Genomic DNA, 20,479 nt, shown 5'->3' on the forward strand with positions numbered 1-20,479 from the left:
TAGATGAACGGGAGATGAACAGTCAACAGTTTGTCCTGACATAAGGAGAAAGTTGCTCATCGCTCCACGAGGGTGACCTCCAGTGAGTAGTGGGAGGCGCGGTAGAGGTGCGAGCCGTGCTCCACGCACCCGCCCTGGTCGTCGTAGGCGGTGCGGACCAGGGTGAGCAGGGGGCAGGACGGCCGCTCGCCGAGCAGCGTGGCCTCCTCCTGGCTGGCGGCGCGGGCGCTGATCCGCTGGTTGGCCACCCGCAGCCGCACGCCGCCTGAGCGCAGCAGCTCGTAGAGCCCGTGTTCCTCAAGAGCCTCGGCCGACACGCGGGCCGGCGGGGACTGGGGCCTGAGCGGCAGCCAGTTGCGTAACAGGGCCAGCGGCTCGCCGCGGGCGTACCTGACCCGCTCCAGCCGGACCACGTCGGCGCCCGGCGCGATCCCCAGCGCGACCGCCACGTCGTCATCGGCCGCGACGGTCCCGATGGACAGCACCCTGGTGCTCGGCTCCTGCCCTGACCTGCGCAGGTCGTCGTACAGGCTGGTGAGCTCGACCGCCCGCTCGACCTGGCTGTGCGCGACCTGGGTGCCCACGCCGCGTTTGCGGACGACCAGGCCCCTGTCCACCAGGTACTGGATGGCCCTGCCCACGGTCGGGCGCGAGAGTCCCAGCTGTCCTGCCAGCTCGACCTCGTTGAGCAGCCAGGAGCCGGGAGCCAGCTCGCCGGTCCGGATGGCGTGGGCGAGGCGCTCGGCCACCTGGAAGTAGAGGGGGATGGGACTCGTCCTGTCGAGGTCGATGTCCAGTTTCGGAGTCACGAGGCCGAACGTAAGTGATGTCTGTATGTCCTGACTATGTGAGGACAGGGCCTAATTTCTGCCTATAAGAGAGTGGCAATATGACGTAAGAATGTCTTGACAAACTGTTCACGCGACGTTCATCGTGAGCTCACCATGGCGTCGTCGGGGCTGGTGCGACGCTTCACCCTTGCTAGGTAAGAGGAGTGACGCCATCATGAGGCGTACCGCGAAGATCATCTCCGTGGCGGTGCTGGCGGCGGCCGCTGCGGCGTGCGCGCCTTCCACGGCCGGCAACGCCCCGTCGACGGCGACCGCCAAGGCGCTGCCCGGCCCCTCGCTCGACGCGAACTTCGATCTGGAGGCGCTGGTCGCCGCCGCGAAGAAGGAAGGCAGCCTGCTGGTCTACGACTCCAGCGGCGACATCGAGGAGGTGGCGAAGGCCTTCACCGCCAAGTACGGCATCGCCATGGAGGGCGTGAAGTCCGACACCCCGCAGACCGCCGAGAAGATGCTCAGGGAGCACGCCGCCGACAACGTCACCATCGACGCGGCCATGTACGAGGACGGCGGCGTGCTGGTCGGCCAGCTCGCGCCGCAGGGCGTGACGCAGACCTGGATCCCCTCGGACCTGAAGGACCAGATCCCCGCCGAGAACCAGAACCCGCTGCTCGCCCTGTCCAAGGCCACCGTCTTCGCCTACAACACCAAGCTGTCGCCCGGCGGCTGCCCGGTCAAGAACATCTGGGACCTGACCGAGCCGGAATGGGCCGGCAAGCTGGTGATGCAGGACCCGCTGGGCAAGCCGACCGTGCTGTCGTTCTTCACCCAGCTGGACGCGCACGGCAACCAGGCGCTGGAGCAGGCGTTCCAGGCCAAGTACGGCAAGCCGCTGAAGACGGAGGAGAAGAGCGCCGCCTACGAGTGGGTCAAGCGGCTGGCCGGCAACCGGCCGGTGCTGACCGGCTCCGACGAGGACATCTCCGGCGCGGTCGGCGCGCCGAACGCGACCGACAAGAAGATCGGCTTCATGTCGATCTCGAAGTTCCGCAACAACGAGGACAAGGGCTACCACCAGTCCACGTGCGAGGGCATGGCGCCCTTCACCGGCTTCAGCTACCCGAAGTACGTGGCGATCGCCAGCAAGAGCAAGCACCCCAACGCGGCGAAGCTGTACGTGCACTTCATCATGACCGAAGAGGGCGTCAAGCACGAGATCGGCGAGGGCGGCATCTCGGGCAACAGCACGGTCAAGCCGCTGGTCACCCCGGCCGGACTGTCCGACTGGCAGGGCCAGCTCTTCCACACCGACCCCAAGGGCCTGCTCGGGGACCTGCAGAACCGCCAGAACATCTCCGACTTCTGGCGCGTCAACAAGAGCTAGCCGGCGCACCGGAACGGCCGCCCGGCCGGAGACCTCGGCCGGGCGGCCGGCCTCGCATGCCCTGGTTCTCCTATAAGTCCTTATGTCCTGACATAAGGATGACCGGTTGAAATTGCGGCACCTAGTGGTTACCTTCGCACCATCACTCCCCAGAACGAGGAGGCGCAATGCGTCCCCTGCCCAGGCTCACCCTGGCAGCCCTGATGTTCACCCTCGCGGCGGGCACGGCGGTCCCCGCGTCCGGCTCCACCGTCCCGACGGTGCACCCTGACGTCGAGACCCCCGCCTTATACGACGACGAAGCGGGCGGCAACGCCAACGGCGACGACCCGGCGATCTGGGTGCACCCGTCCGACTCCGGCAGGAGCGTGGTGGTCACCACGGCCAAGGAGGGCGGGCTCAACGTCTACGACCTCGACGGACGCCCGCTCCAGCACTTCGCGGCGCCCGCCGCCCCCGGGCCCGACGACGAGCCCGGCCGGTTCAACAACGTCGACGTCACCTACGGCTTCGCCGGACGCGACCTCGCGATCGTCTCCGACCGCGGCCGGGACACCCTGCGCATCTACTCCATCTCCAACGGCCGCCTCACGGACGTGACCGACCCGGCCGCGCCGTTCGTCTTCAACACCAGCCAGGGGCAGGTCAACGACGGCGAGACGGCGTACGGCCTGGGCGCGTGGAAGGACTCCACCGGCACGTACGCGCTGGTCAGCCGCCGACACAAGACCTCGATCGGCCTGGTCAAGCTGCTGGCCAAGCCCGGCGGCAAGGTCGGCTACCAGCTCGTCAGGACGCTGGACCTGCCCGCCTCGTTCACCCTCCCCAACGGTCAGTCGTGGACCCCGTGCCTGGAGCCTGACGAGCAGGCGCAGGTCGAGGGCATGGTCGTGGACCAGGACCGGGACGTCCTCTACGCCGCGCAGGAGGACGTCGGCATCTGGCGGATGCGGGCCGACCTCACCGGCACGCCGGTGCTGGTGGACAAGGTCAAGGAGTACGGCGTCCCCGGCACCTACGACCCCGCCACCGAGGAGTGCACGTCCGGCGCCGACCCGGGCTTCGGCGGCCACCACCTGACCGCGGACGCCGAGGGCCTCACGATCTACTACCGCGAGGACGGCAAGGGCTACCTGCTGGCCTCCAGCCAGGGCGACAACACCTTCGCCGTCTACCGCAGGGAGGGCGCCAACTCCTACCTCGGCCAGTTCAGGGTGGGCGCGGGCAACGGCATCGACGGCGTCGAGGTCAGCGACGGCTCGACCGTCCTCAACGTGCCGCTGGGCGACTTCGACGAGGGCGTCTTCATCGCCCACGACGGCGTCAACACGCCGGCCGAAGGAGACCGGGAGATCACCAACTTCAAGTTCACCAAGTGGGACGACATCGCCGACGAGCTCGACCTGGACGTCGACACCGACGGCTGGGACCCGCGCGACTGAGCCGCCTAACCTGCTCTGAAGCGCCCCCTGCCCCGGAGTTCGCTCCGGGACAGGGGGAGAGGGGTTGACCAGGCGTTCTCTACGGCTCGTTGCGCGCGGCGGGACGGTAGACGAGGTTCAGCACGCCCGTCGGGAAGGTCTCGGAGCGGATCAGCTCCAGCGGGATCGGGTTGCCCTCGTCGAACAGCCGCTCGCCCTTGCGGACCGCGATCGGGTGCACCAGCAGGTGCAGCTCGTCCAGCAGGCCCGCCTCCAGGAGCTGGCGGATCACCGAGATCGAGCCGCTGATCGCGATGCGGCCGCCCTCCTCCTGCTTCAGCGCGGTCACGGCCTCGACCAGGTCGCCCTGGATGGCCTCGGAGTTGCGCCAGGTTGACTCCAGGGGCCGGTGCGTGACGACGATCTTGCGGGCGTCGCCGAGCGTCTTGGCGAAGCCGGCGTCCTCGCCGCCCTCCGCCTCCCGCTCCGGCCACGCCTCGGCGAAACCGTCGTACGTCACCCGCCCGAACAGCATCGTGTCGGCCATCTGGGCCTCCACGGCGGCGCCCATCGCCTCGTCGAAGTACGGGAAGTGCCAGTCGGCCGGGTCCTGCACGACACCGTCGAGGGAGATGAACAAGCCGGCGGCGATGGTCCTCATGATGGTCCTCCAGGGGGAAGGGGGCCGGGTGTGCGGCCCTCCGTCGTTGTCTGGTCACAGCCTCGCGGAGCCCGCTTACGCATTTCTTAAGGTCTCCCTGCGCCGCCGGATCGGCGGGCGACATCCGCCATCCGCGCGCGGACCGCGCACCGCGCGGCGGTCAGAATGGTGGGATCCCGACTCCCGAGGAGTGCGCATGAGCGTGAAGCCCGGCCCGCCCGTGCCGTTCGACCCCGACGTGGCGGCGGCGCTCGCGACCGTGCGCGACTTCATGCCCCGGGTCACCCTGGACAACCTGGACGCGGTGCGCGCGCCGCTGCCCGGCATGGACGTGACCCTGGAGGACCTGCGGCGCGACGGGGCGTACGAGGTCGAGGAGCGTCAGGTGCCCGGCCCGGACGGCGCGCCGGACCTCACGCTGCTGATCTGCCGGCCCAGCGGCGCGGCCACCCCGGTGCCGGTGGTCTACCACATCCACGGCGGGGGCATGATCTCCGGCAACCGCCGGCTCGGCGTGGCCGACGTGCAGGACTGGCTGGACGGCACCCCGGCGGCCGTCGTCTCCGTGGAGTACCGGCTCGCGCCCGAGCACCCCCATCCCGCACCGGTCGAGGACTGCTACGCCGGCCTGGTGTGGACCGCCCGGCACGCCGCCGAGCTCGGCGCCGACCCCGGCAGGATCGTCGTCGCCGGCGGCAGCGCGGGCGGCGGCCTCGCCGCGGCCACCGCGCTGCTGGCCCGCGACCGCGGCGGCCCCGCGCTCATCGGGCAGATGCTGCTGTGCCCGATGCTGGACGACCGCAACGACACGCCGTCGGCCGTCCAGATGGCCGGGCTCGGCGTCTGGGACCGGGCCGCCAACGAGACCGGCTGGACGGCGCTGCTCGGCGAGGACCGCGGCGGGCCCGGCGTGTCCTGCTACGGCGCCCCCGCCCGCGCCGCCGACCTGTCCGGGCTGCCGCCCGCCTACATCGACGCCGGCTCCGCCGAGACCTTCCGCGACGAGGACATCGCCTACGCCTCCCGCATCTGGCAGGCGGGCGGCGACGCCGAGCTGCACGTCTGGCCCGGCGGCTGCCACGCCTTCGAGGGGATCGCGCCGCACGCGGCCATCTCGCTCGGCTCGCAGCAGGCGCGCGCGAATTGGCTGCGGCGCATCCTGGCCTCCTGACCGGGGCCCGGCCGACGCTCCCGCCGCCCGAGTGCATGATGTGACGATGAGAGAGCTGGCTGGGCGGGTCGCCGCGCTGGATCCCGAGGCGGGGGCCGCCCTCCGGGTGGTCGCCTACTTCGACGAGCTGGCCGGGCACCCCGCCGGTCTCGGCTCGGTCGTCCGCGGCGCGGCGTTCCTGGCCGGCTGCCCGGCCCGCCTGGTCGACGACGCGCGCCACCTGCGCATCCGCATCGGCCCCGACGGGGCGCCGCTCGACGCCCGGGAGCCGGTGCTGGCGTGCTGGCCGGCGCAGGACCTCACCCCCGGCGGCGGGGCCCGCCTGCTGCTCGAACGCGAGCGGCCCGCCTCCGTCCTCGACGTCGTGATACTCGAACGGGCGGCGGGCGTGGCCCGTACGGTGCTGGAGCGCACCCGCGGCCGGGCCGCGCCGGACGACCCCGCCTGGGTCGAGGTCCTGGTCGACGGGCACGCCGCCGAGCGCGAGCGCCGGGCCGCCGCCGCCCGGCTCGGCCTGACCGGGCCGGCCCGCGCGATCGCGGTCCACGGCGAGGCGGCCCGCGTCCAGCCGATGCCGCCCGGCGGCGGGCCCGCCGACCCCGGGGTGCCGGCGGGACGGCGGGCGGGGATCGGCGTCACGGTGCCCGTCCTGGACCTGCCCGCCTCCTGGGAGAGCGCCCGTACGGCCCTGCGCTTCACCGCCGCCGGCGGGGAGCACGACCCGGGGCCGCGCCTGGTCCACGCCGGCGACCTCGGCACCCTGACGACGCTGGCCGCCGCCATCCACCCGGGGACGCCGCCGCCCCCCGACGTGGACGCGCTGCGCCGCGCCGCCGTCGCCGCGCCCTGGATGCTCGCCACGCTGGACGCCGTCGTCACCGCCCCGAGCCTGCGGGCCGCCGCCGGGGTCCTGCACGTCCACCACTCCACGCTGCAGGCCCGCCTCGGCCAGGCGTCCGGCCTGCTGGGCTGGGACGTGACGGAGCCGCCCGGACGCCTGCGCCTCCACCTGGCCCTCGTCGCCCGCCGGCTGCACAGGAACGAGCTGACCTGAGCGTCGCCGTCAGGCGGTGGTGAAGGAGATCCACACGTCCGGGGGGACGTCGGGACGGCCGGGGACGGGGAGGCGTTCCTCGGCCCACGCCGTGCCGGCGATCTCGGTGGCGACGCGCCGCCAGAACGCGACGGCCGCCGTGTTCGCGTCCTGGAAGGCGATCCGCCACGGGCCGGGGTGCCGGTCGATCACGTCGCGGACGACCGCCGACCCGACGCCGGACCGGCGCGCGCCGCGGACCACGAAGAAGCTGTTCAGCACGTGCGCGGGGCCGGACAGGGCGCGCACGAACGAGAACCCGACCGGCCGGTCGCCGCTGGTGAACAGGTAGGCGACCCAGTCGTCGTCCTCGAACGCCTGACGCAGCCGGTCGCTGTGGTAGGTGCCGTCGGGGCTCGGCAGGCCGCCCTGGTAGTCGGCCATGTCGTGGCGGAACATCAGCCAGAGCCGTTCGACGGCGGGACGGTCGGCGGCGGTCACGGGCCGCACGAGAACCGGAGAAATAGTCATGAAAACACTTTCGGCCGGAAGTGAATCCGGCCGGAAAGGTAAAACTAGCAGAGTCCGTACGCCGACCCGCGCGCGTCCCGGGCGCATCCTTCGTGCTCCGGAGGGTAACGCGGGTCCATGGCATACACACCCGATCAGGACCACCGCCGCCCCGACGGCGCCGACGACCAGGCGGTCAAGGCCGCCGGCATGCTGTCGGAGGCGCTGGAGACGGTCGAGCGCGCCCGCGGCCACCTCTACTCCTTCCACCAGCTCACCGGCTCCGCCCACGCCACCGTGGCCGAGGCCGTGGACCTGCTGAAAGGGGGCGCCCACGACGACCTGGCCCGCCGGCTGGCCGCCGAGCTGGTCGGCCGCGACGTCCTGCCCGGCCGGTGGACGTTCCAGATCGTCGAGGAGTACGACGACGACTACTACGCGGCCTTCCGCGAGCTGGAACGCGAGGTCCGCGACCGGCTCATGGCCGGCCGCCGGCACGTGTACGAGGCGGAGATGAAGCAGCGTTCGCAGGCGGCGGGGGAGGCGTGAGCATGCTGTCGTACTGGATGGACTCCGCGCCCGCGCGCGAGCACCCGCCGCTCGCCGAGGACGTCACCGTGGACGTGGCCGTCATCGGCGGCGGCATCGCGGGACTATCGGCCGCCTGGGAGCTGACCCGCGCCGGCCGCTCCGTCGCCGTGCTGGAGGCGGACCGCCTGGCCGCCGGCGTCACGGGTTACACCTCGGCCAAGCTGTCGGCGCAGCACACGCTGATCTACGCCGAGCTGGCCGGCCGCGACCCCGAGACGGCCCGCCGCTACGCCCGCTCCCAGCAGGAGGCCGTCGAGCACGTGGCGCGCACGGCGGCCGAGCTCGGCGTGGACTGCGAGCTGGAGCGCCGTCCCGCCTACACCTACGCCCGCTCGGCCGACCAGGTGGAGCAGCTGCGCGCCGAGGCGCGGGCGGCCGCCGAGGCGGGGCTCGCGGCCTCCTTCGTCACCGGCACGGCGCTGCCGTTCCCGGTGGCCGGGGCCGTCAAGGTGGACGGCCAGGCGCAGTTCCACCCGCGCAAGTACCTGCTCGGCCTGGCCGACGCCATGACGGCGCGCGGCTGCCGGATCTTCGAACGCACCCGCGTCACCGGCCTGAGCGAGGGCAGGCCGTGCCGGGTGACGACCGAGAGCGGGGCCGTGGTGAGCGCCGCCGACGTCGTGGTGGCCACCCACTACCCGATCTTCGACCGCGCGCTGCTGTTCGCCCGGATGGAGGTGACGCGGGAGCTGGTCGTCGCGGGCACGCTGCCGCCGGAGGACGACCCGGAGGGGATGTACATCACCTCGGAGGAGAACACCCGCTCGGTCAGGACCGCGCCCCTGCCCGGGGGCCGCCGGCTGCTCATCGTGACCGGCGAGTCGTACCGGCCCGGGGCCGGGCGGGTGGGCGACCGCTTCGAGCGGCTGGCCGCCTGGACGGGCGAGCACTTCCCGCGGGCGCGGATCACGCACCGCTGGGCGGCGCAGGACAACCACACCACCGACCGGCTGCCGTTCGTCGGCCCGCTGCACCCGGGTGCCGGGCACGCCTACGTCGCGACCGGGTTCGGCGGGTGGGGCATGAGCAACGGCGTGCTGGCGGGGCTGCTGCTGTCCGCCCTGGTCACCGGCGAGGACGAGCCGTGGGGCGGCCTGTACGACCCGCGCCGGCTGCACCCGCGGCAGGAGGCGGTCCCGATGGCGAAGATGCAGGCCACGGTCGCCCGCCACTTCGTGGCCGACCGGCTCGCCGCCGGCGATGCCGCCGACGTCGCGGAGCTGCGGCCCGGCCAGGGCGCGGTGGTCAAGGTGGGCGGCCATCGGTGCGCGGTCTACCGCGACGAGGAGGGCCGCGCGCACGCCGTCTCGGCGGTCTGCACGCATCTGGGGTGCGTGGTCGGGTTCAACGAGGCCGAGCGGACCTGGGAGTGCCCCTGTCACGGCTCGCGCTTCGGCCTCGACGGGCGCGTCCTGCAGGGCCCGGCCGTCAGCCCGCTGGAGCCGGTGGAGCTGAAGGAGGAGTGACCGGCAGGACGTAAAGCAGCCGCTTGACTTGCGTGGGCCTGTGAGGTTGAGTGAAACCGACAAAGGGGGCACACCATGCGTCAAGCCGGCTGTCAGTGAGCGCCGTCCGCGCCGAGCGCGTCAACGCCACCCGCGCGCAGATCCTCGCCGCCGCCGAGCGGCTGTTCGCCGAGCGCGGCGTCTACGCCGTCTCCAACCGGCAGGTCAGCCAGGTGGCCGGCCAGGGCAACAACGCCGCCGTCGGCTACCACTTCGGCACCAAGGCCGACCTCGTGCGGGCCATCGTGCGCGCCCACACCGAGCGGGTCGAGCTGCTGCGCCGGCGGCTGCTGGCCGAGGTCGAGGGCTCGGACGACGTACGCGACTGGGTGGGCTGCCTGGTCCGCTCGTTCACCGGGCACCTGGACGACCTCGGCCCGCCCACCTGGTACGCCCGCTTCGCCGCCCAGGTCATGACCGACCCCGCGCTCCGCCTGATCATGGCCGAGGAGGCGCTGAACTCGCCGACCCTGCGCCGCGTGGTGGACGGCCTGCGGCGCTGCCTGCCCGAGCTGCCCCCCGAGGTGCACGCCGAGCGCGCCGACATGGCGGGCCAGCTCGTCGTCCATATGTGCGCCGAGCGCGAGCGCGCGCTCGCCGAAGGCCGCCCGACCCTCCGGCCGAGCTGGCACGACGCCGCGACCGGGCTGATCGACGCGGTGGTCGGGATCTGGACGGCCCCCGTCACGGCCCCTGTCACGGCCCCTGTCACGGCCCCCGTCACGGCAGCAGGAAGGAACACCGCATGACCGAGACACTTCCCGAGTTCCCGGGCGTCAGGGCGGCCTCGTGCCCGTTCGACCCGCCGCCCGCGCTGCGCGCCCTGCAGAAGGACGCCCCGCTCACCCGGGTGCGGCTGTGGGACGGCAGCACGGCCTGGCTGGTCACCGCGTACGCCGAGCAGAAGGCGCTGCTCAGCCACCCGCAGGTCAGCTCGGACATCACCCGGCCCGGCTACCCGCTGCCCAGCCAGGCGCTGAGGCGCCCGGACAGCCCCGTGAGCTTCATCCTCATGGACGACCCCGAGCACCACCGGCTGCGCCGCATGGTGCAGGGCTCGTTCACGGTCCGCAAGGTGGAGGGCATGCGCCCGGCCGTGCAGCGCATCGTGGACGACCTCGTCGACGACCTGCTCGCCGGGCCGAAGCCGGTGGACCTGGTGGAGGCGTTCGCGCTGCCGGTGCCGTCGCTGGTGATCTGTGAGCTGCTCGGCGTCCCGTACGCCGACCACGGCTTCTTCCAGGAGAACAGCCAGGTCATCGTCAAGCGGAACGTGACGCCCGAGGAGCGGGCCGCCGCCGGCGGCCGGCTCACCGACTACCTGGACGGGCTCGTCGCCGACAAGCTCGCGCACCCTTGCGACGACCTGCTGTCCAAGGTGGCCGCCCAGGTCACGGCGGGCGAGCTGAGCAGGCAGGAGGCGGCCAGGATGGGCGTGCTCCTGCTCGTCGCCGGGCACGAGACCACCGCCAACATGATCGCCCTCGGCACCCTCGCCCTGCTCCAGCATCCCGACCAGCTCGCCCTGCTGCGTGAGAGCGACGATCCCGCGCTGGTCGCGGGCGCGGTGGAGGAGCTGCTGCGCTACCTCAACATCACCCACCGGGGACGCCACCGGGTCGCGCTGGCCGACATCGAGATCGCCGGCCAGGTCATCCGCGCCGGCGAAGGGCTCATCATGGCCAACGACCTCGGCAACCGCGACCCCGAGGTCTTCCCCGACCCCGACACGCTCGACCTGCGCCGCGACGCCCGCCGCCACGTGGCCTTCGGCTTCGGCGTGCACCAGTGCCTCGGCCAGCCGCTGGCCCGCATGGAGCTGCAGGTCGCCTACGCCACCCTCTACCGGCGCGTCCCCACCCTCGCCCTGGCGACGGACCTGGAGCGGATCCCGTTCAAGCACGACGGCCAGGTGTACGGGGTCTACGAACTTCCCGTCACGTGGTGACCCGCGGGTCCGCGCGGCGGGCGGGCGCAGGCATTACCGTCGGGATGTGAGCGTTGTCAGGAACTCCGTGGAGATGACATGAGCGATCCTGCGGTGGTGCCGCTTCACATGCGGCGTGACGGCTTCGACCCCGTCCCCGAGCTGTCGGCCATGCGCGACGGGGAAGGCGTCCGGCGGGTGCCGACCCCGTTCGGCGTCGACGCGTGGGTGGTGAGCCGCTACGCCGACGTGCGCGAGGTGCTCGGCGACTCCACGCGCTTCAGCAACGACGTGGGCACGGCTTTCCGTCCCACGGGAGGGACACGGCTCAGCGAGGAGGAGCTGCGGCAGGTGCGGGCGGGCAACCTGCTCGCCTTCGACCCGCCCGAGCACACCCGGCTGCGCCGCATCCTGACGCCGGAGTTCACCATGCGCAGGATCCGCCGCCTGGAGCCGCGCATCCACGAGATCGTCCGGGATCACCTGGACGCGATGGAGCGCACCGGGCCGCCGGTCGACCTGGTCACCGCCTTCGCCCTGCCGATCCCGTCCCTCGTGATCTGCGAGCTGCTGGGCGTCCCGTACGACGACCGCGACGACTTCCAGCGGCGCACCGGCGCGTTGCTCGACATCTCGCTCCCGGTGGCCGAACGGCAGGCCGCGAGCCTCGAACAGCGCGCCTACATGGCCGAGCTCGTCGCCCGCGCCCAGGCCGAGCCGGGCGAGGACATGCTCGGCATGCTGGTGCGCGAGCACGGCGACGACCTGTCCACCGACGAGCTGGTGGGCGTCGCCGGGCTGCTGCTGCTGGCCGGGCACGAGACGACGTCCAACATGCTCGGGCTCGGCACCCTGGCGCTGCTGCGCCACCCCGACCAGCTCGACCTGCTGAAGAAGGAGCCCGAGCGGATCGGCGCCACCGTGGAGGAGCTGCTGCGCTGGCTCAGCATCGTGCACTCCGGCACCGGCAAGCTCACCAAGGTCGAGACCGAGCTGTCCGGCGTCCGCATCCCGGCCGGCGCGCTGGTGATGGTCGCGCTGCCCGCGGCCAACCGCGATCCGGCGTTCATCGCCGACCCCGACCGCTTCGACATCGCCCGCGGCGACCTCGGCCACGTCGCCTTCGGCCACGGCGTGCACCACTGCCTCGGCGCGCCGCTCGCCAGGATGGAGATGCGCATCGCCTTCCCCGCGCTGTTCGAGCGTTTCCCCGGGCTGCGCGAGAGCGGCGTCCCGCCGCGCTTCCGCTCCTTCAACGTCGTCTACGGGCTGACCTCGTTCGAGGTCGCCTGGTAGCTCACCGGACGCCGACGCCGTCGAGGTAGGCCGCGAGGGCGCCGAGCTCGTCCTGGCCGCCCACCGCCGCCACGTATCCGTCCGGGCGGACCAGCGCCCACTCGCCCCGCGACAACCCGTAGGCGTCGCGGACGTGGCCGCCCGTGTCGAGCACGTCCCAGCCGACGACGTGGACCCGCAGGCCACGGCGCGGCCCGGTGAAGGCGTCCGGGTCGCTCCCGTGGCCGAGCAGGGTCCAGTGCGGCCCCTGGAACAGCCTGAACAGCCGGGTCGCGACCCCGGCCGCCCCCGTCACGGGCGCGTCGGGGGCGCGGTCGCCCGGCCGCACGCCCTTGTCGCGGTCCGGCCCGGCGACCGTCAGCGGCGAGTCCGGGTAGCCGAGGTCGAGCTGGGTCACCTCCCGGCCGCGCCGGGTGTCGCGGTTCATGGCCGCGTGCAGCAGCCGCTCCGACAGGCCCAGCACCGCCTCGGCGATCGGCCGGCGCTCCAGCTCGTACGACGCCAGCACCGACTCCGGAGCGCCGCCGAGCACGGCCGCCAGCTTCCAGCCGAGGTTGTAGGCGTCCTGGACGCTGGTGTTCAGCCCCTGTCCGCCGGTCGGCGGATGGCAGTGGGCGGCGTCCCCGGCCAGCAGCACCCGCCCGTCCAGGTAGGCGTCGGCGAGGCGGGCGTTCATCTCGTAGGCCGACGCCCACGTCACGGCGCGGACCGTGAGGTCGTCGCGGGCGGTGCGGGCGCGGACCAGCGCGGTGAGCCCTTCGGCCGACAGGTCGACGTCCACGCCGAAGGGGACGGGGGCCTGGAGCTGGAACAGGTCCGTGCCGTAGAGGGGGCACAGCGACACGTCCTCCGGCGTCCCCTGGTTCCAGCGGTGCCAGAAGCCGGACGAGAGCCCGTCCAGCCGCACGTCGGCCACGAGCGCCCGCACGCCGAGCGTCTTGCCGGGGAAGCCGATGCCGAGGGCCTTGCGCACGGAGCCGGCGCCGCCGTCCGCGCCGACCAGGTAGCCCGCCCGTACGGTCTCGCGGCCTCCGGGCGTCTCGATCGTGGCGGTGACGCCGTCCGGGTCCTGCTCGAAGCCGGTGAGGCGGTGGCCGTACTCGGGGGCGTGGCCGAGCTCGGCCAGCCGCTCGCGCAGTCTGCTCTCGGTGCGGAACTGGGGGACGAGCAGCGCCAGGTGGTACGGCTCGGCCGGCGTCGGGTCGGGCAGCTGCCCGGCGGGCCGGTCGACGGGCCCGGCATCGGTGTAGAGGCGCTGGTACGGGTACTCGCCGCCGGAGGCGACGACGCGGTCCAGCACGCCGAGGTCCTCGAACACCTCCTGCGTACGGGGCTGAATGCCCTTGCCGCGCGAGCCGGGGAACGGGCTCGTCGCCGCGTCGATCAGGCGGAAGGGGACGTTCCTGCGGGCGAGGTCGATGGCCAGGGTCAGGCCGGTCGGACCGGCGCCGCAGATGATCACGCCGGGTGCGGTCATGGGTGTGTGCCTCCTTGGATAAGTGCGTGTATTTTGCACATAATTTGGAGGATTGGTCAAGATAGGGACTGTGGGACAGCATGAATATCCGTGTAAGGAGAACATATTTGTCGTAGCGGTATCCTCGCGTCAGCACCGCCCCGCCCGTCTACGTAAGGCAGCACGACGAGCATGACCTCCAAGCACCGCCGGCAGGCCGCGTTCAGGCGCCTGCATGAGTCCATGGTCGACCTCACCGTGCTCATGAACCTGCCGCAGCGCGACGAGGCGCTTCTCGCCGAGGCCGGCCTCCAGCTCGACCGCGCCCTGTTCCCCCTGCTCATCGGCATCCAGCGGTTCGGCCCGATCAGCGTCGGCGAGCTCGCCGAGCGGACGGGCCGCGACCACACCACCGTGAGCAGGCAGGTGGCCAAGCTCGCCGAGCTCGGCCTGGCCGAGCGGCGGCCGGGCGCGGTGGACAAGCGGGTGAAGGAGGCGCTGATCACCGACGCCGGCCGCCAGGTCACCGACGCGCTCGACGCCGCCCGCCAGCGGATCGCCACGCCGGTGCTGGAGCACTGGAGCGACCGCGACCTGCTGGAGCTCGAACGCCTGATGCGCCGCTTCGTCGACGACCTGATCTCGCTGTCCGCGGTGGCCAAGGAGGACACCTGAGCGGCCTGCCATCATGATCGGATGACCACGATCCTCACCCGCGGCGACCTGCTCACCCTGCTCGATCCCGGCGCCTGCCTCGACGCCCTGCGCGAGGGCTTCGTCGGGGACGCCGGCGGGGCGGCGGTCGCGGGGCAGCGGATCCGTACGGACCTGCCGTTCCCCGGCACCGCCACCGCGTTGCTCCCCGGCCTGCTGCCCGGCGTCGAGGCGTACACGGTGAAGGTCAACGCCAAGTTCCCCGCGGCCTCACCGGCGCTGCGCGGCGTCATCTGCCTGCACGGCGGCGCGGACGGCGAGCTGCTGGCGCTGCTCGACTCGGCCACGATCACGGCCTGGCGCACCGGGCTCGCGGCGGCGCTCGGCACGCACGCCCTCGCCGGCGAGAGCGATGTCGTCGGCGTCGTCGGCGCGGGCGCTCAGGCCGACCTGGTGGTGACCGGCCTGCGCCTGCTGCGCCCGGTGAGCGACCTGGTCGTCCACGACCTGTCGCCGGAGCGGGCCGCCGCCTTCGCCGCCCGGCACGGCGGCCGCGTCGCGGGCTCAGCCGTGGGCTCGGTCGTGGATTCGGCCGCCGAGGTCGCCGCCCGCGCCGGGATCGTGGTGCTCGCCACCTGGTCCCGCACCCCGCTCCTGGACCTCGCCGACGTCCGCCCCGGACGGCACCTGACCACGCTGGGCGTGGACGAGCCGGGCAAGCAGGAGCTCTCGCCGGCCCTCGTACGGGCCGCCGGCGTGCTCGCGGTCGACGACCGCCCGCTCGCCGCCGCCATGGGCGTGCTCGCCGCGACCGGCCTGCCGGCCGGCGCCGCCCACGCCACCCTCGGCGAGATCCTGCGCGGCGACCACCCGGGCCGCACCGGCCCCGAGCAGATCACGGTGTACGGGCCGGTGGGCCTCCCGTGGCAGGACCTCGCCCTCAGCCTGCTCGCCTGGCGCGAGGCGAGGCGGCGGGGCGTCGGCACCGAGATCGACTTCCTGGCCTGAGCCCGGGGAGTCAGCCGCCCTGCGCGGCCCGGCGGTAGCGGCCGGGGGCGGTGCCGTACGCGCGCTTGAAGGCCGTGCCGAAGGCGAACTCCGAGCTGTAGCCGACCCCGGCGGCGATCTGCGCCAGCCCGAGGTCGCTCTCCCGCAGCTGCCGGGCCGCGGTCGTCATGCGCCACCAGGTCAGGTACGTCAGCGGCGGCCGTCCCACCAGCGCCGTGAACCGGGCCGAGAACGCCGCCCGCGACATCCCGGCCGCGCGCCCCAGCGACTCGACCGTCCACGGCCGCTCCGGCTCGCGGTGCATGGCGCGCAGCGCGGCGCTGACCGGCGGATCCGTCAGCGCCGCCGCCCAGCCGGTGGCGTCGTCCCCGGCGGGCCGCTCCTCCAGCCAGGCCCGCAGGATGAACAGCAGGAGCGTGTCGAGCAGCGCGGGGATGACGGTGTCCGTGCCGAGCCGCGGCTGGTCCATCTCCCGCCCCAGCACCTCGACGAGGGCGTGCAGCCCGGCCGCCGCCGGGGCGGCGTCGCCCCGCGGTCCGGGGATGTGGATCAGGCCGGGCAGGTCGTGCAGGAGCGGGTGCGCGTGCCGGGGATCGAGCCGGTAGCCGCCGCACAGCGTGACCACGCCCGTGGGGCCGCTGCCGACGGTGTCGGTGGCGAACAGGGCCGGCTGCTCGGCGAGGGGATCGCAGCCGGTGACGGCCAGCGGGGTGCCGGGGGAGTCGGCCAGCCCGTACGGCTCGCCGTGCGGGAAGAACACGACGTCACCGGCGGACAGCGGCAGCGGCGCGGCGCCGGGGTCGCTCTCCGGCGGGATGAGCCAGCATGCCCCCTTGAGAATCACCTGGAACCCGGCCGCCCCCGGCACCGACGGGAAACGCCGCCCCCAGGTGCCGTGCCAGGCGATGCGCGCGGTGTTCGGCCGGCCGGTGCGCATGAGGGCGATCACGTCGCTGAGCACGTCCATCCGGCCACCCTACCGACGAACGCGTATGTTTCCCGGATTCCAGGACATTGGTCGTCTCGCGCCGCCGCCCTAGCGTGGCAGTCATGTCAACCAAGATCCTCGTCACGGGGGCCACGGGCACGGTCGGCCGCGCCCTCGTGACCGAGCTGGCCGCCGACCCCGCGGGGCCGCGCGTCCTCGCCCTGGTCCGCGACCCCGCCGCCGTACTCCCGCCGCGCGTCGAACCGGTGCGCGGCGACCTCACCGACCCCGCCTCGTTCGCCGCCGCCGTCGAGGGCGTCACTGCGGCCTTCCTGCTGTGGCCGTTCGGCACGGCCGACGGGTTCGGCGCGGTGCTCGACGTGCTCGCCCGGCACGCCCGCCGCGTCGTGTACCTCTCCTCGGCCGCCCGCCGCCCGGCCGAGCGCGAGATCGAGCGGATGGTCCGGCGCTCCGGGCTGGAGTGGGTGATCCTGCGCCCGCACCAGTTCGCCGGCGCCGCCCTGCGCTGGGCGGCCGATCCGCGGTTCCTGGCCGAGGGCGTGGTCGCCGAGCCGTACGGGAAGTCGGCCGCGCCCCCCGTCCATGAGCGCGACCTCGCCGAGGTGGCCGCCGACGCGCTCACCGGGCGCGGGCCCGCAGGGGTCGTGCACGAGCTGACCGGGCCGGAGACGCTGACGCAGGCCGAGCAGGTGCGCATCGTCGGCGAGGCGGCCGGCCGCCCGGCCCGCTGGGAGGAACGGCCGCCGGAGGAGGGCCGCCGCCGCCTGGTCGCGGCCGGGTGGCCGGCCGAGGTGGCGGACGGCGTGCTGCGGGCGCGCGCCGAGCTGGTGGACTCCCCGTGGCCGGTGACCCCGCGCCCCGGCGCCCGCTCCTTCCGCGCCTGGGCGGACGAGCACGCCCACCGCTTCCGCGCCACCATGCGGGCCGCGCGCCTCCACGCCTACGGCGACCCCTCCGTCATCCGCCACGACGAGGTCCCGATCCCCGCGCCGGGGCCGGGCGAGGTGCTGATCAAGGTGGCGGGCACCTCGTTCAACCCGTCCGAGGCCGGGCTGCGCTCCGGGCTGCTCGCGGCGGCGGTGCCGGAGTTCGCCGGGCTGCCGCTGCCGTACGTGCTCGGCTGGGACGTCGCCGGGACCGTCGTCGAGACCGGCCCCGGGGTCGGCCGGCCGCGCGTGGGCGACGAGGTGGTCGGCCGGCGGGACGGGGGCGCGGCGGCCTCGTACGCGCTCGCCCCCGCCCGCGTGCTCGTCCGCGCGCCGCGCGGCGTGTCCCTCGCCGACGCCGCCGCGATCCCGGTGGCCGGGCTGACGGCGTGGCAGGCCGTCCACGAGCACGCCGGGATCGGGCCGGGGCAGCGGGTGCTGGTCAACGGGGCCGGCGGCGGGGTGGGCGGGTTCGCCGTGCAGCTCGCCAAGCTGGCCGGTGCCACCGTGATCGCCACGGCCGGGAGCGCGCGCAGCGCGGCGCGGGCGCGGGCGTACGGCGCGGACGAGGTCGTGGACCACCGGACGGACCCGCTGCCTGGCGGTCTCGACGCGCTGCTCAACCTGGTCCCGCTCGACCCCGCCGACGGGGCCGGTCTGGCCCGGCTGGTGCGGCCCGGGGGCGTGCTGGTCTCGGCCACCGTGCCGGTCGAGGCGCCGCCGGGCGTCACGGCGATCCGCTTCGTGGCCCGCAACGACGCCGCCCACCTGGCCGCTCTCGCCGCGCTGGCGGAGGAGGGCCGGCTCGCCGTGGACGTCGCCGAACGGCTCCCGCTGACGGAACTGGCCGCCGTCCACCGCCGCGCCGAGGCCGGCACCGCCACCGGCGGCAAGATCATCCTGCTGCCCTGATTCCCGCCGCCGGTCAGGGGCGGGGCGGCCACCAGCCGCCGACGACCTCGATGTCCTCGCTCTTCAGCGCGTCGTGCCAGACGGGGTCGCGCAGCAGCCGGGCCTCCCAGGACCGTACGACGCCGTCCGGGCCCGCGACAGCGTCCTCGCTGGACGGATGCAGGAACAGCTCGCTCGTGCCCTCGGGCAGCGCCGCGAGCCGGCGCAGGTAGTCCTCGCGCAGCCGCTCGTAGCCGCCCAGCTCGGCCGCCGTGCTGCGGTTCGTGGCGATCGTCTCGGGAAGGGCCACGCCCAGCGCGTCCGCGAGGGCGACGGCCTGCCCGTGCGCCGCCGCGAGCTCCGGCGGGAGCGGCCCGCCCATGTACGGCTCCGGGTGCCGTGGCAGCCGGAACGCGAGGCCGTGCCGGGCGCACCAGCGCAGGGTCTCGGCCAGCCACGACCTGCCGTGCAGGCCGTACAGGGTGCCGGCGTGGGAGTCGGCCGCCTCCGGCGCGAGACCGCGCTCGCGCAGCCAGCCGAGCTGCGCCTCCGCCTCCCGCTCGACGTCCCCTGCCTCGCCGCGGGCGCCGAGCGCGAACGGGTCGTCGAACAGCGTCCCGTCCGGGCCGGTGAGGCTCGCGCCGCCGGTGAGCGGCCGCCAGGGCGGGACCCCGCGCTCGCTCGTCAGCGTGACGTGCACGCGCGGCACGACGCCGAGCGCGCGGACCCGTTCGGCGGCGTGGGCCGCGGACGGCGACAGGCAGATGAGCGTCGTCGCGCTGACGTGGCCCTCGGCGAGCAGGCCCAGGATGACCTCGGTCGAGCCGGGCTCCCTGCCGAGGTCGTCGGCGGTGATCACCAGGCGGCGGCTCATCGGGGACGCTCCACGGCGGGCTCGCCGGCCGGGTCCGCGGGCGGCGGGTCCTCCGGTACGGCCGCCTCGGGGGGCGTCGCGACCGGCACCGAGACGAACCGCGCGGCCACCGCCCCGATCGCCGTCAACGCGAACGGGTACACGCACAGATAGACCCGGAACGCCAGCCCGGGATCGCCGCCGGGGTCGTCGCCGGAGTTGTAGCCGAAGAACACGCCGAGCGACGTGAGCGCGAGCCCGGTCACGACCCCGTTGAGCCGCCCGAAGAAGCCGAACGCGGACAGGAACAGCCCTTCGCGGTGCTCGCCGTTACGCGCCGCGTCGGCGTCCAGCACCCTCGCGACGATGAGGTCGTTCGTCGCGAGCATCCCCGACCAGCCCGCGCCGACGACCACGCCGGCCGCGATGGCGGTGACCAGGTCGCCGGCGAAGAACAGCGCCGCGAACCCGGCCGCGAGGACCACGAAGGCGACCCGCCAGGCCCACAGCGCGCCGTGCCGGGCCACGACCCGCGTCCAGGCCACCAGGCCGGCCGCCGTGACGAGGATGACGACGCCCTGGAGGTAGAGCGCGTTGCCGACCGGCAGGCCGAGCGAGTAGCGGACGTACAGCTGGATGCCCGCGAGGACGAGCGCCATGGCGATGCCGTAGCAGGCGCCGGTGAGCCCGACCGTCCAGAACAGCCGGTTGCGCACGATGGACCACACGCTGCGCAGCAGCATCGGCTGCTCGCGGGTGGAGTAGCGGGGGTTCTCTCGGGCGCCGAGCGCCATGAACACGATCACGGCGAGCGCCACCACGCCGTAGATGACCGCCGTGGTGCGGAAGCCCTCGGTGGAGTCCTCGGTGCCGAACACCTGGGTCGTGAGCACGGGGGTGACCGCGAGCGAGATCACCAGCGCCACGAGCTGGAAGCCCTGCCGCAGGCCGTTCGCCACGGCGCGGTCGCGCTCGCGCGGATACAGCTCGGGCAGCAGCGCGCCGTAGTTGGCGTTGAGCATCGAGTCGAACGCCTCGCACAGGATCGCGAACACCGCGAACCAGATCAGCAGGCCCATGCCCTCCAGCGAGGACGGCGCGGAGAAGAACGCGATCATGCAGGCGGTCAGCAGGGGCGCGCCGACGAGCAGCCACGGCCGACGCCGGCCGAACCGGGTCCTGGTGCGGTCGGAGAGGTGGCCGAGCACGGGGTTGTCGAGCGCGTCGATGACCGCGTAGACCACCATGACCACCCCGTACGCGCGGACGTCCAGCCCGAGGATGTCCACGTAGAAGAGGATCATCGACCCCTTGATCATGTTGATCGGGATCGAGGTGCCGAACATCCCGACGGCGTAACGCCACGCGGGAGTCCGTCCCGGAGCCGGGGGTCCGCCGGGCTGGGACACGCGATCACCCTTCCTCGCCGGACGCCGGCGCGGATGCCGGCGCTGG

Annotated in this window: 19 protein-coding genes; 12 read left to right on the forward strand and 7 right to left on the reverse strand. The window is 73.7% G+C overall.

Translation table 11 applies throughout. From position 1 onward, the window contains the following. Positions 1-56 precede the first annotated feature (56 nt). A complete protein-coding gene (locus ACBR40_RS18960) occupies positions 57-809 on the reverse strand; it encodes a GntR family transcriptional regulator (protein ID WP_371249564.1) in 753 nt (250 codons plus the stop codon). Positions 810-1,005: 196 nt separating this feature from the next. Here ACBR40_RS18960 and ACBR40_RS18965 point away from each other — a divergent pair, with 196 nt between their 5' ends. Together ACBR40_RS18965 and ACBR40_RS18970 are read left to right on the forward strand one after the other, a co-directional pair. Beyond that, entirely contained in the window at positions 1,006-2,172 is a 1,167-nt protein-coding gene (locus tag ACBR40_RS18965; RefSeq protein ID WP_344211736.1) for an ABC transporter substrate-binding protein, read from the forward strand. 167 nt (positions 2,173-2,339) lie between these two features. Continuing rightward, positions 2,340-3,614, forward strand: a complete 1,275-nt coding sequence (locus tag ACBR40_RS18970) for a phytase (protein ID WP_371249565.1) — start codon at positions 2,340-2,342, stop codon at positions 3,612-3,614. Between the two features lie 79 nt (positions 3,615-3,693). On the opposite strand, the gene ACBR40_RS18975 is transcribed toward ACBR40_RS18970, so the two are convergent. Continuing rightward, positions 3,694-4,254 carry a dihydrofolate reductase family protein gene (locus tag ACBR40_RS18975; RefSeq protein ID WP_371249566.1) on the reverse strand — a complete coding sequence of 187 codons (561 nt, stop codon included), beginning with the start codon at positions 4,252-4,254 and terminating at the stop codon, positions 3,694-3,696. A gap of 196 nt (positions 4,255-4,450) precedes the next feature. Here ACBR40_RS18975 and ACBR40_RS18980 point away from each other — a divergent pair, with 196 nt between their 5' ends. Beyond that, positions 4,451-5,425, forward strand: a complete 975-nt coding sequence (locus ACBR40_RS18980) for an alpha/beta hydrolase (protein WP_371249567.1) — start codon at positions 4,451-4,453, stop codon at positions 5,423-5,425. A 46-nt stretch (positions 5,426-5,471) separates the two neighbouring features. Beyond that, positions 5,472-6,479 carry a helix-turn-helix domain-containing protein gene (locus ACBR40_RS18985; protein WP_371249568.1) on the forward strand — a complete coding sequence of 336 codons (1,008 nt, stop codon included), beginning with the start codon at positions 5,472-5,474 and terminating at the stop codon, positions 6,477-6,479. A 9-nt stretch (positions 6,480-6,488) separates the two neighbouring features. On the opposite strand, the gene ACBR40_RS18990 is transcribed toward ACBR40_RS18985, so the two are convergent. Further along, a complete protein-coding gene (locus ACBR40_RS18990; RefSeq protein WP_344211726.1) occupies positions 6,489-6,989 on the reverse strand; it encodes a GNAT family N-acetyltransferase in 501 nt (166 codons plus the stop codon). A gap of 117 nt (positions 6,990-7,106) precedes the next feature. On the opposite strand from ACBR40_RS18990, the gene ACBR40_RS18995 reads away from it, so the two are divergent. The 5 genes from ACBR40_RS18995 (at position 7,107) to ACBR40_RS19015 (ending at position 12,287) form a co-directional block, all read left to right on the forward strand. Beyond that, entirely contained in the window at positions 7,107-7,517 is a 411-nt protein-coding gene (locus tag ACBR40_RS18995; protein ID WP_344211724.1) for a hypothetical protein, read from the forward strand. Positions 7,518-7,519: 2 nt separating this feature from the next. Further along, the gene (locus ACBR40_RS19000; protein ID WP_371249626.1) at positions 7,520-9,025 is read left to right on the forward strand and encodes an FAD-dependent oxidoreductase; all 1,506 of its coding nucleotides are present in this window, start codon (positions 7,520-7,522) and stop codon (positions 9,023-9,025) included. A 95-nt stretch (positions 9,026-9,120) separates the two neighbouring features. After that, positions 9,121-9,813, forward strand: a complete 693-nt coding sequence (locus tag ACBR40_RS19005) for a TetR/AcrR family transcriptional regulator (protein WP_371249569.1) — start codon at positions 9,121-9,123, stop codon at positions 9,811-9,813. Beyond that, positions 9,810-11,012 (forward strand): cytochrome P450, encoded by a 1,203-nt coding sequence (locus ACBR40_RS19010; protein ID WP_344211718.1) that lies wholly within the window; start codon positions 9,810-9,812, stop codon positions 11,010-11,012. Before ACBR40_RS19005 ends, ACBR40_RS19010 begins: the two co-directional genes overlap by 4 nt. Before the next feature lie 78 nt (positions 11,013-11,090). Further along, entirely contained in the window at positions 11,091-12,287 is a 1,197-nt protein-coding gene (locus tag ACBR40_RS19015; protein ID WP_344211716.1) for a cytochrome P450, read from the forward strand. A gap of 1 nt (position 12,288) precedes the next feature. Here the strand turns inward: ACBR40_RS19015 and ACBR40_RS19020 are convergent, their stop codons facing one another. Continuing rightward, positions 12,289-13,764, reverse strand: coding sequence for an FAD-dependent oxidoreductase (locus ACBR40_RS19020; RefSeq protein WP_371249570.1), 1,476 nt, complete (start codon positions 13,762-13,764; stop codon positions 12,289-12,291). A gap of 171 nt (positions 13,765-13,935) precedes the next feature. On the opposite strand from ACBR40_RS19020, the gene ACBR40_RS19025 reads away from it, so the two are divergent. Both ACBR40_RS19025 and ACBR40_RS19030 read left to right on the forward strand, forming a co-directional pair. Further along, the gene (locus ACBR40_RS19025) at positions 13,936-14,418 is read left to right on the forward strand and encodes a MarR family transcriptional regulator (protein ID WP_344211712.1); all 483 of its coding nucleotides are present in this window, start codon (positions 13,936-13,938) and stop codon (positions 14,416-14,418) included. A 21-nt stretch (positions 14,419-14,439) separates the two neighbouring features. Further along, complete coding sequence (locus ACBR40_RS19030) at positions 14,440-15,405, forward strand: ornithine cyclodeaminase family protein (protein ID WP_371249571.1); 966 nt, start codon at positions 14,440-14,442, stop codon at positions 15,403-15,405. Positions 15,406-15,415: 10 nt separating this feature from the next. Here the strand turns inward: ACBR40_RS19030 and ACBR40_RS19035 are convergent, their stop codons facing one another. Next, positions 15,416-16,372, reverse strand: a complete 957-nt coding sequence (locus tag ACBR40_RS19035) for an AraC family transcriptional regulator (protein ID WP_371249572.1) — start codon at positions 16,370-16,372, stop codon at positions 15,416-15,418. 83 nt (positions 16,373-16,455) lie between these two features. Between ACBR40_RS19035 and ACBR40_RS19040 the strand changes: the two genes are divergently transcribed. Continuing rightward, positions 16,456-18,192: an NAD(P)H-binding protein gene (locus ACBR40_RS19040; RefSeq protein ID WP_371249573.1), complete on the forward strand. Its 1,737-nt coding sequence runs from the start codon at positions 16,456-16,458 to the stop codon at positions 18,190-18,192. Positions 18,193-18,205: 13 nt separating this feature from the next. On the opposite strand, the gene ACBR40_RS19045 is transcribed toward ACBR40_RS19040, so the two are convergent. Together ACBR40_RS19045 and ACBR40_RS19050 are read right to left on the reverse strand one after the other, a co-directional pair. Continuing rightward, a complete protein-coding gene (locus tag ACBR40_RS19045; protein ID WP_371249574.1) occupies positions 18,206-19,045 on the reverse strand; it encodes a carbohydrate deacetylase in 840 nt (279 codons plus the stop codon). Continuing rightward, positions 19,042-20,433, reverse strand: coding sequence for an MFS transporter (locus ACBR40_RS19050; RefSeq protein ID WP_371249575.1), 1,392 nt, complete (start codon positions 20,431-20,433; stop codon positions 19,042-19,044). Before ACBR40_RS19050 ends, ACBR40_RS19045 begins: the two co-directional genes overlap by 4 nt. Positions 20,434-20,479 lie beyond the last annotated feature (46 nt).

The sequence above is a fragment of the Nonomuraea sp. AD125B genome, assembly GCF_041402765.1.
In the GTDB taxonomy this organism is placed as follows: Bacteria; Actinomycetota; Actinomycetes; order Streptosporangiales; family Streptosporangiaceae; genus Nonomuraea; species Nonomuraea bangladeshensis.

Bases quoted from the DNA above. Each gene is read 5' to 3' on its own strand.
- ACBR40_RS18965 (WP_344211736.1), top strand. From the start codon at position 1,006: ATGAGGCGTACCGCGAAGATCATCTCCGTGGCGGTGCTGGCGGCGGCC.
- ACBR40_RS18970 (WP_371249565.1), top strand. From the start codon at position 2,340: ATGCGTCCCCTGCCCAGGCTCACCCTGGCAGCCCTGATGTTCACCCTC.
- ACBR40_RS18975 (WP_371249566.1), bottom strand. From the start codon at position 4,254: ATGAGGACCATCGCCGCCGGCTTGTTCATCTCCCTCGACGGTGTCGTG.
- ACBR40_RS18980 (WP_371249567.1), top strand. From the start codon at position 4,451: ATGAGCGTGAAGCCCGGCCCGCCCGTGCCGTTCGACCCCGACGTGGCG.
- ACBR40_RS18985 (WP_371249568.1), top strand. From the start codon at position 5,472: ATGAGAGAGCTGGCTGGGCGGGTCGCCGCGCTGGATCCCGAGGCGGGG.
- ACBR40_RS18990 (WP_344211726.1), bottom strand. From the start codon at position 6,989: ATGACTATTTCTCCGGTTCTCGTGCGGCCCGTGACCGCCGCCGACCGT.
- ACBR40_RS18995 (WP_344211724.1), top strand. From the start codon at position 7,107: ATGGCATACACACCCGATCAGGACCACCGCCGCCCCGACGGCGCCGAC.
- ACBR40_RS19000 (WP_371249626.1), top strand. From the start codon at position 7,520: ATGCTGTCGTACTGGATGGACTCCGCGCCCGCGCGCGAGCACCCGCCG.
- ACBR40_RS19010 (WP_344211718.1), top strand. From the start codon at position 9,810: ATGACCGAGACACTTCCCGAGTTCCCGGGCGTCAGGGCGGCCTCGTGC.
- ACBR40_RS19015 (WP_344211716.1), top strand. From the start codon at position 11,091: ATGAGCGATCCTGCGGTGGTGCCGCTTCACATGCGGCGTGACGGCTTC.
- ACBR40_RS19020 (WP_371249570.1), bottom strand. From the start codon at position 13,764: ATGACCGCACCCGGCGTGATCATCTGCGGCGCCGGTCCGACCGGCCTG.
- ACBR40_RS19025 (WP_344211712.1), top strand. From the start codon at position 13,936: ATGACCTCCAAGCACCGCCGGCAGGCCGCGTTCAGGCGCCTGCATGAG.
- ACBR40_RS19030 (WP_371249571.1), top strand. From the start codon at position 14,440: ATGACCACGATCCTCACCCGCGGCGACCTGCTCACCCTGCTCGATCCC.
- ACBR40_RS19035 (WP_371249572.1), bottom strand. From the start codon at position 16,372: ATGGACGTGCTCAGCGACGTGATCGCCCTCATGCGCACCGGCCGGCCG.
- ACBR40_RS19040 (WP_371249573.1), top strand. From the start codon at position 16,456: ATGTCAACCAAGATCCTCGTCACGGGGGCCACGGGCACGGTCGGCCGC.
- ACBR40_RS19045 (WP_371249574.1), bottom strand. From the start codon at position 19,045: ATGAGCCGCCGCCTGGTGATCACCGCCGACGACCTCGGCAGGGAGCCC.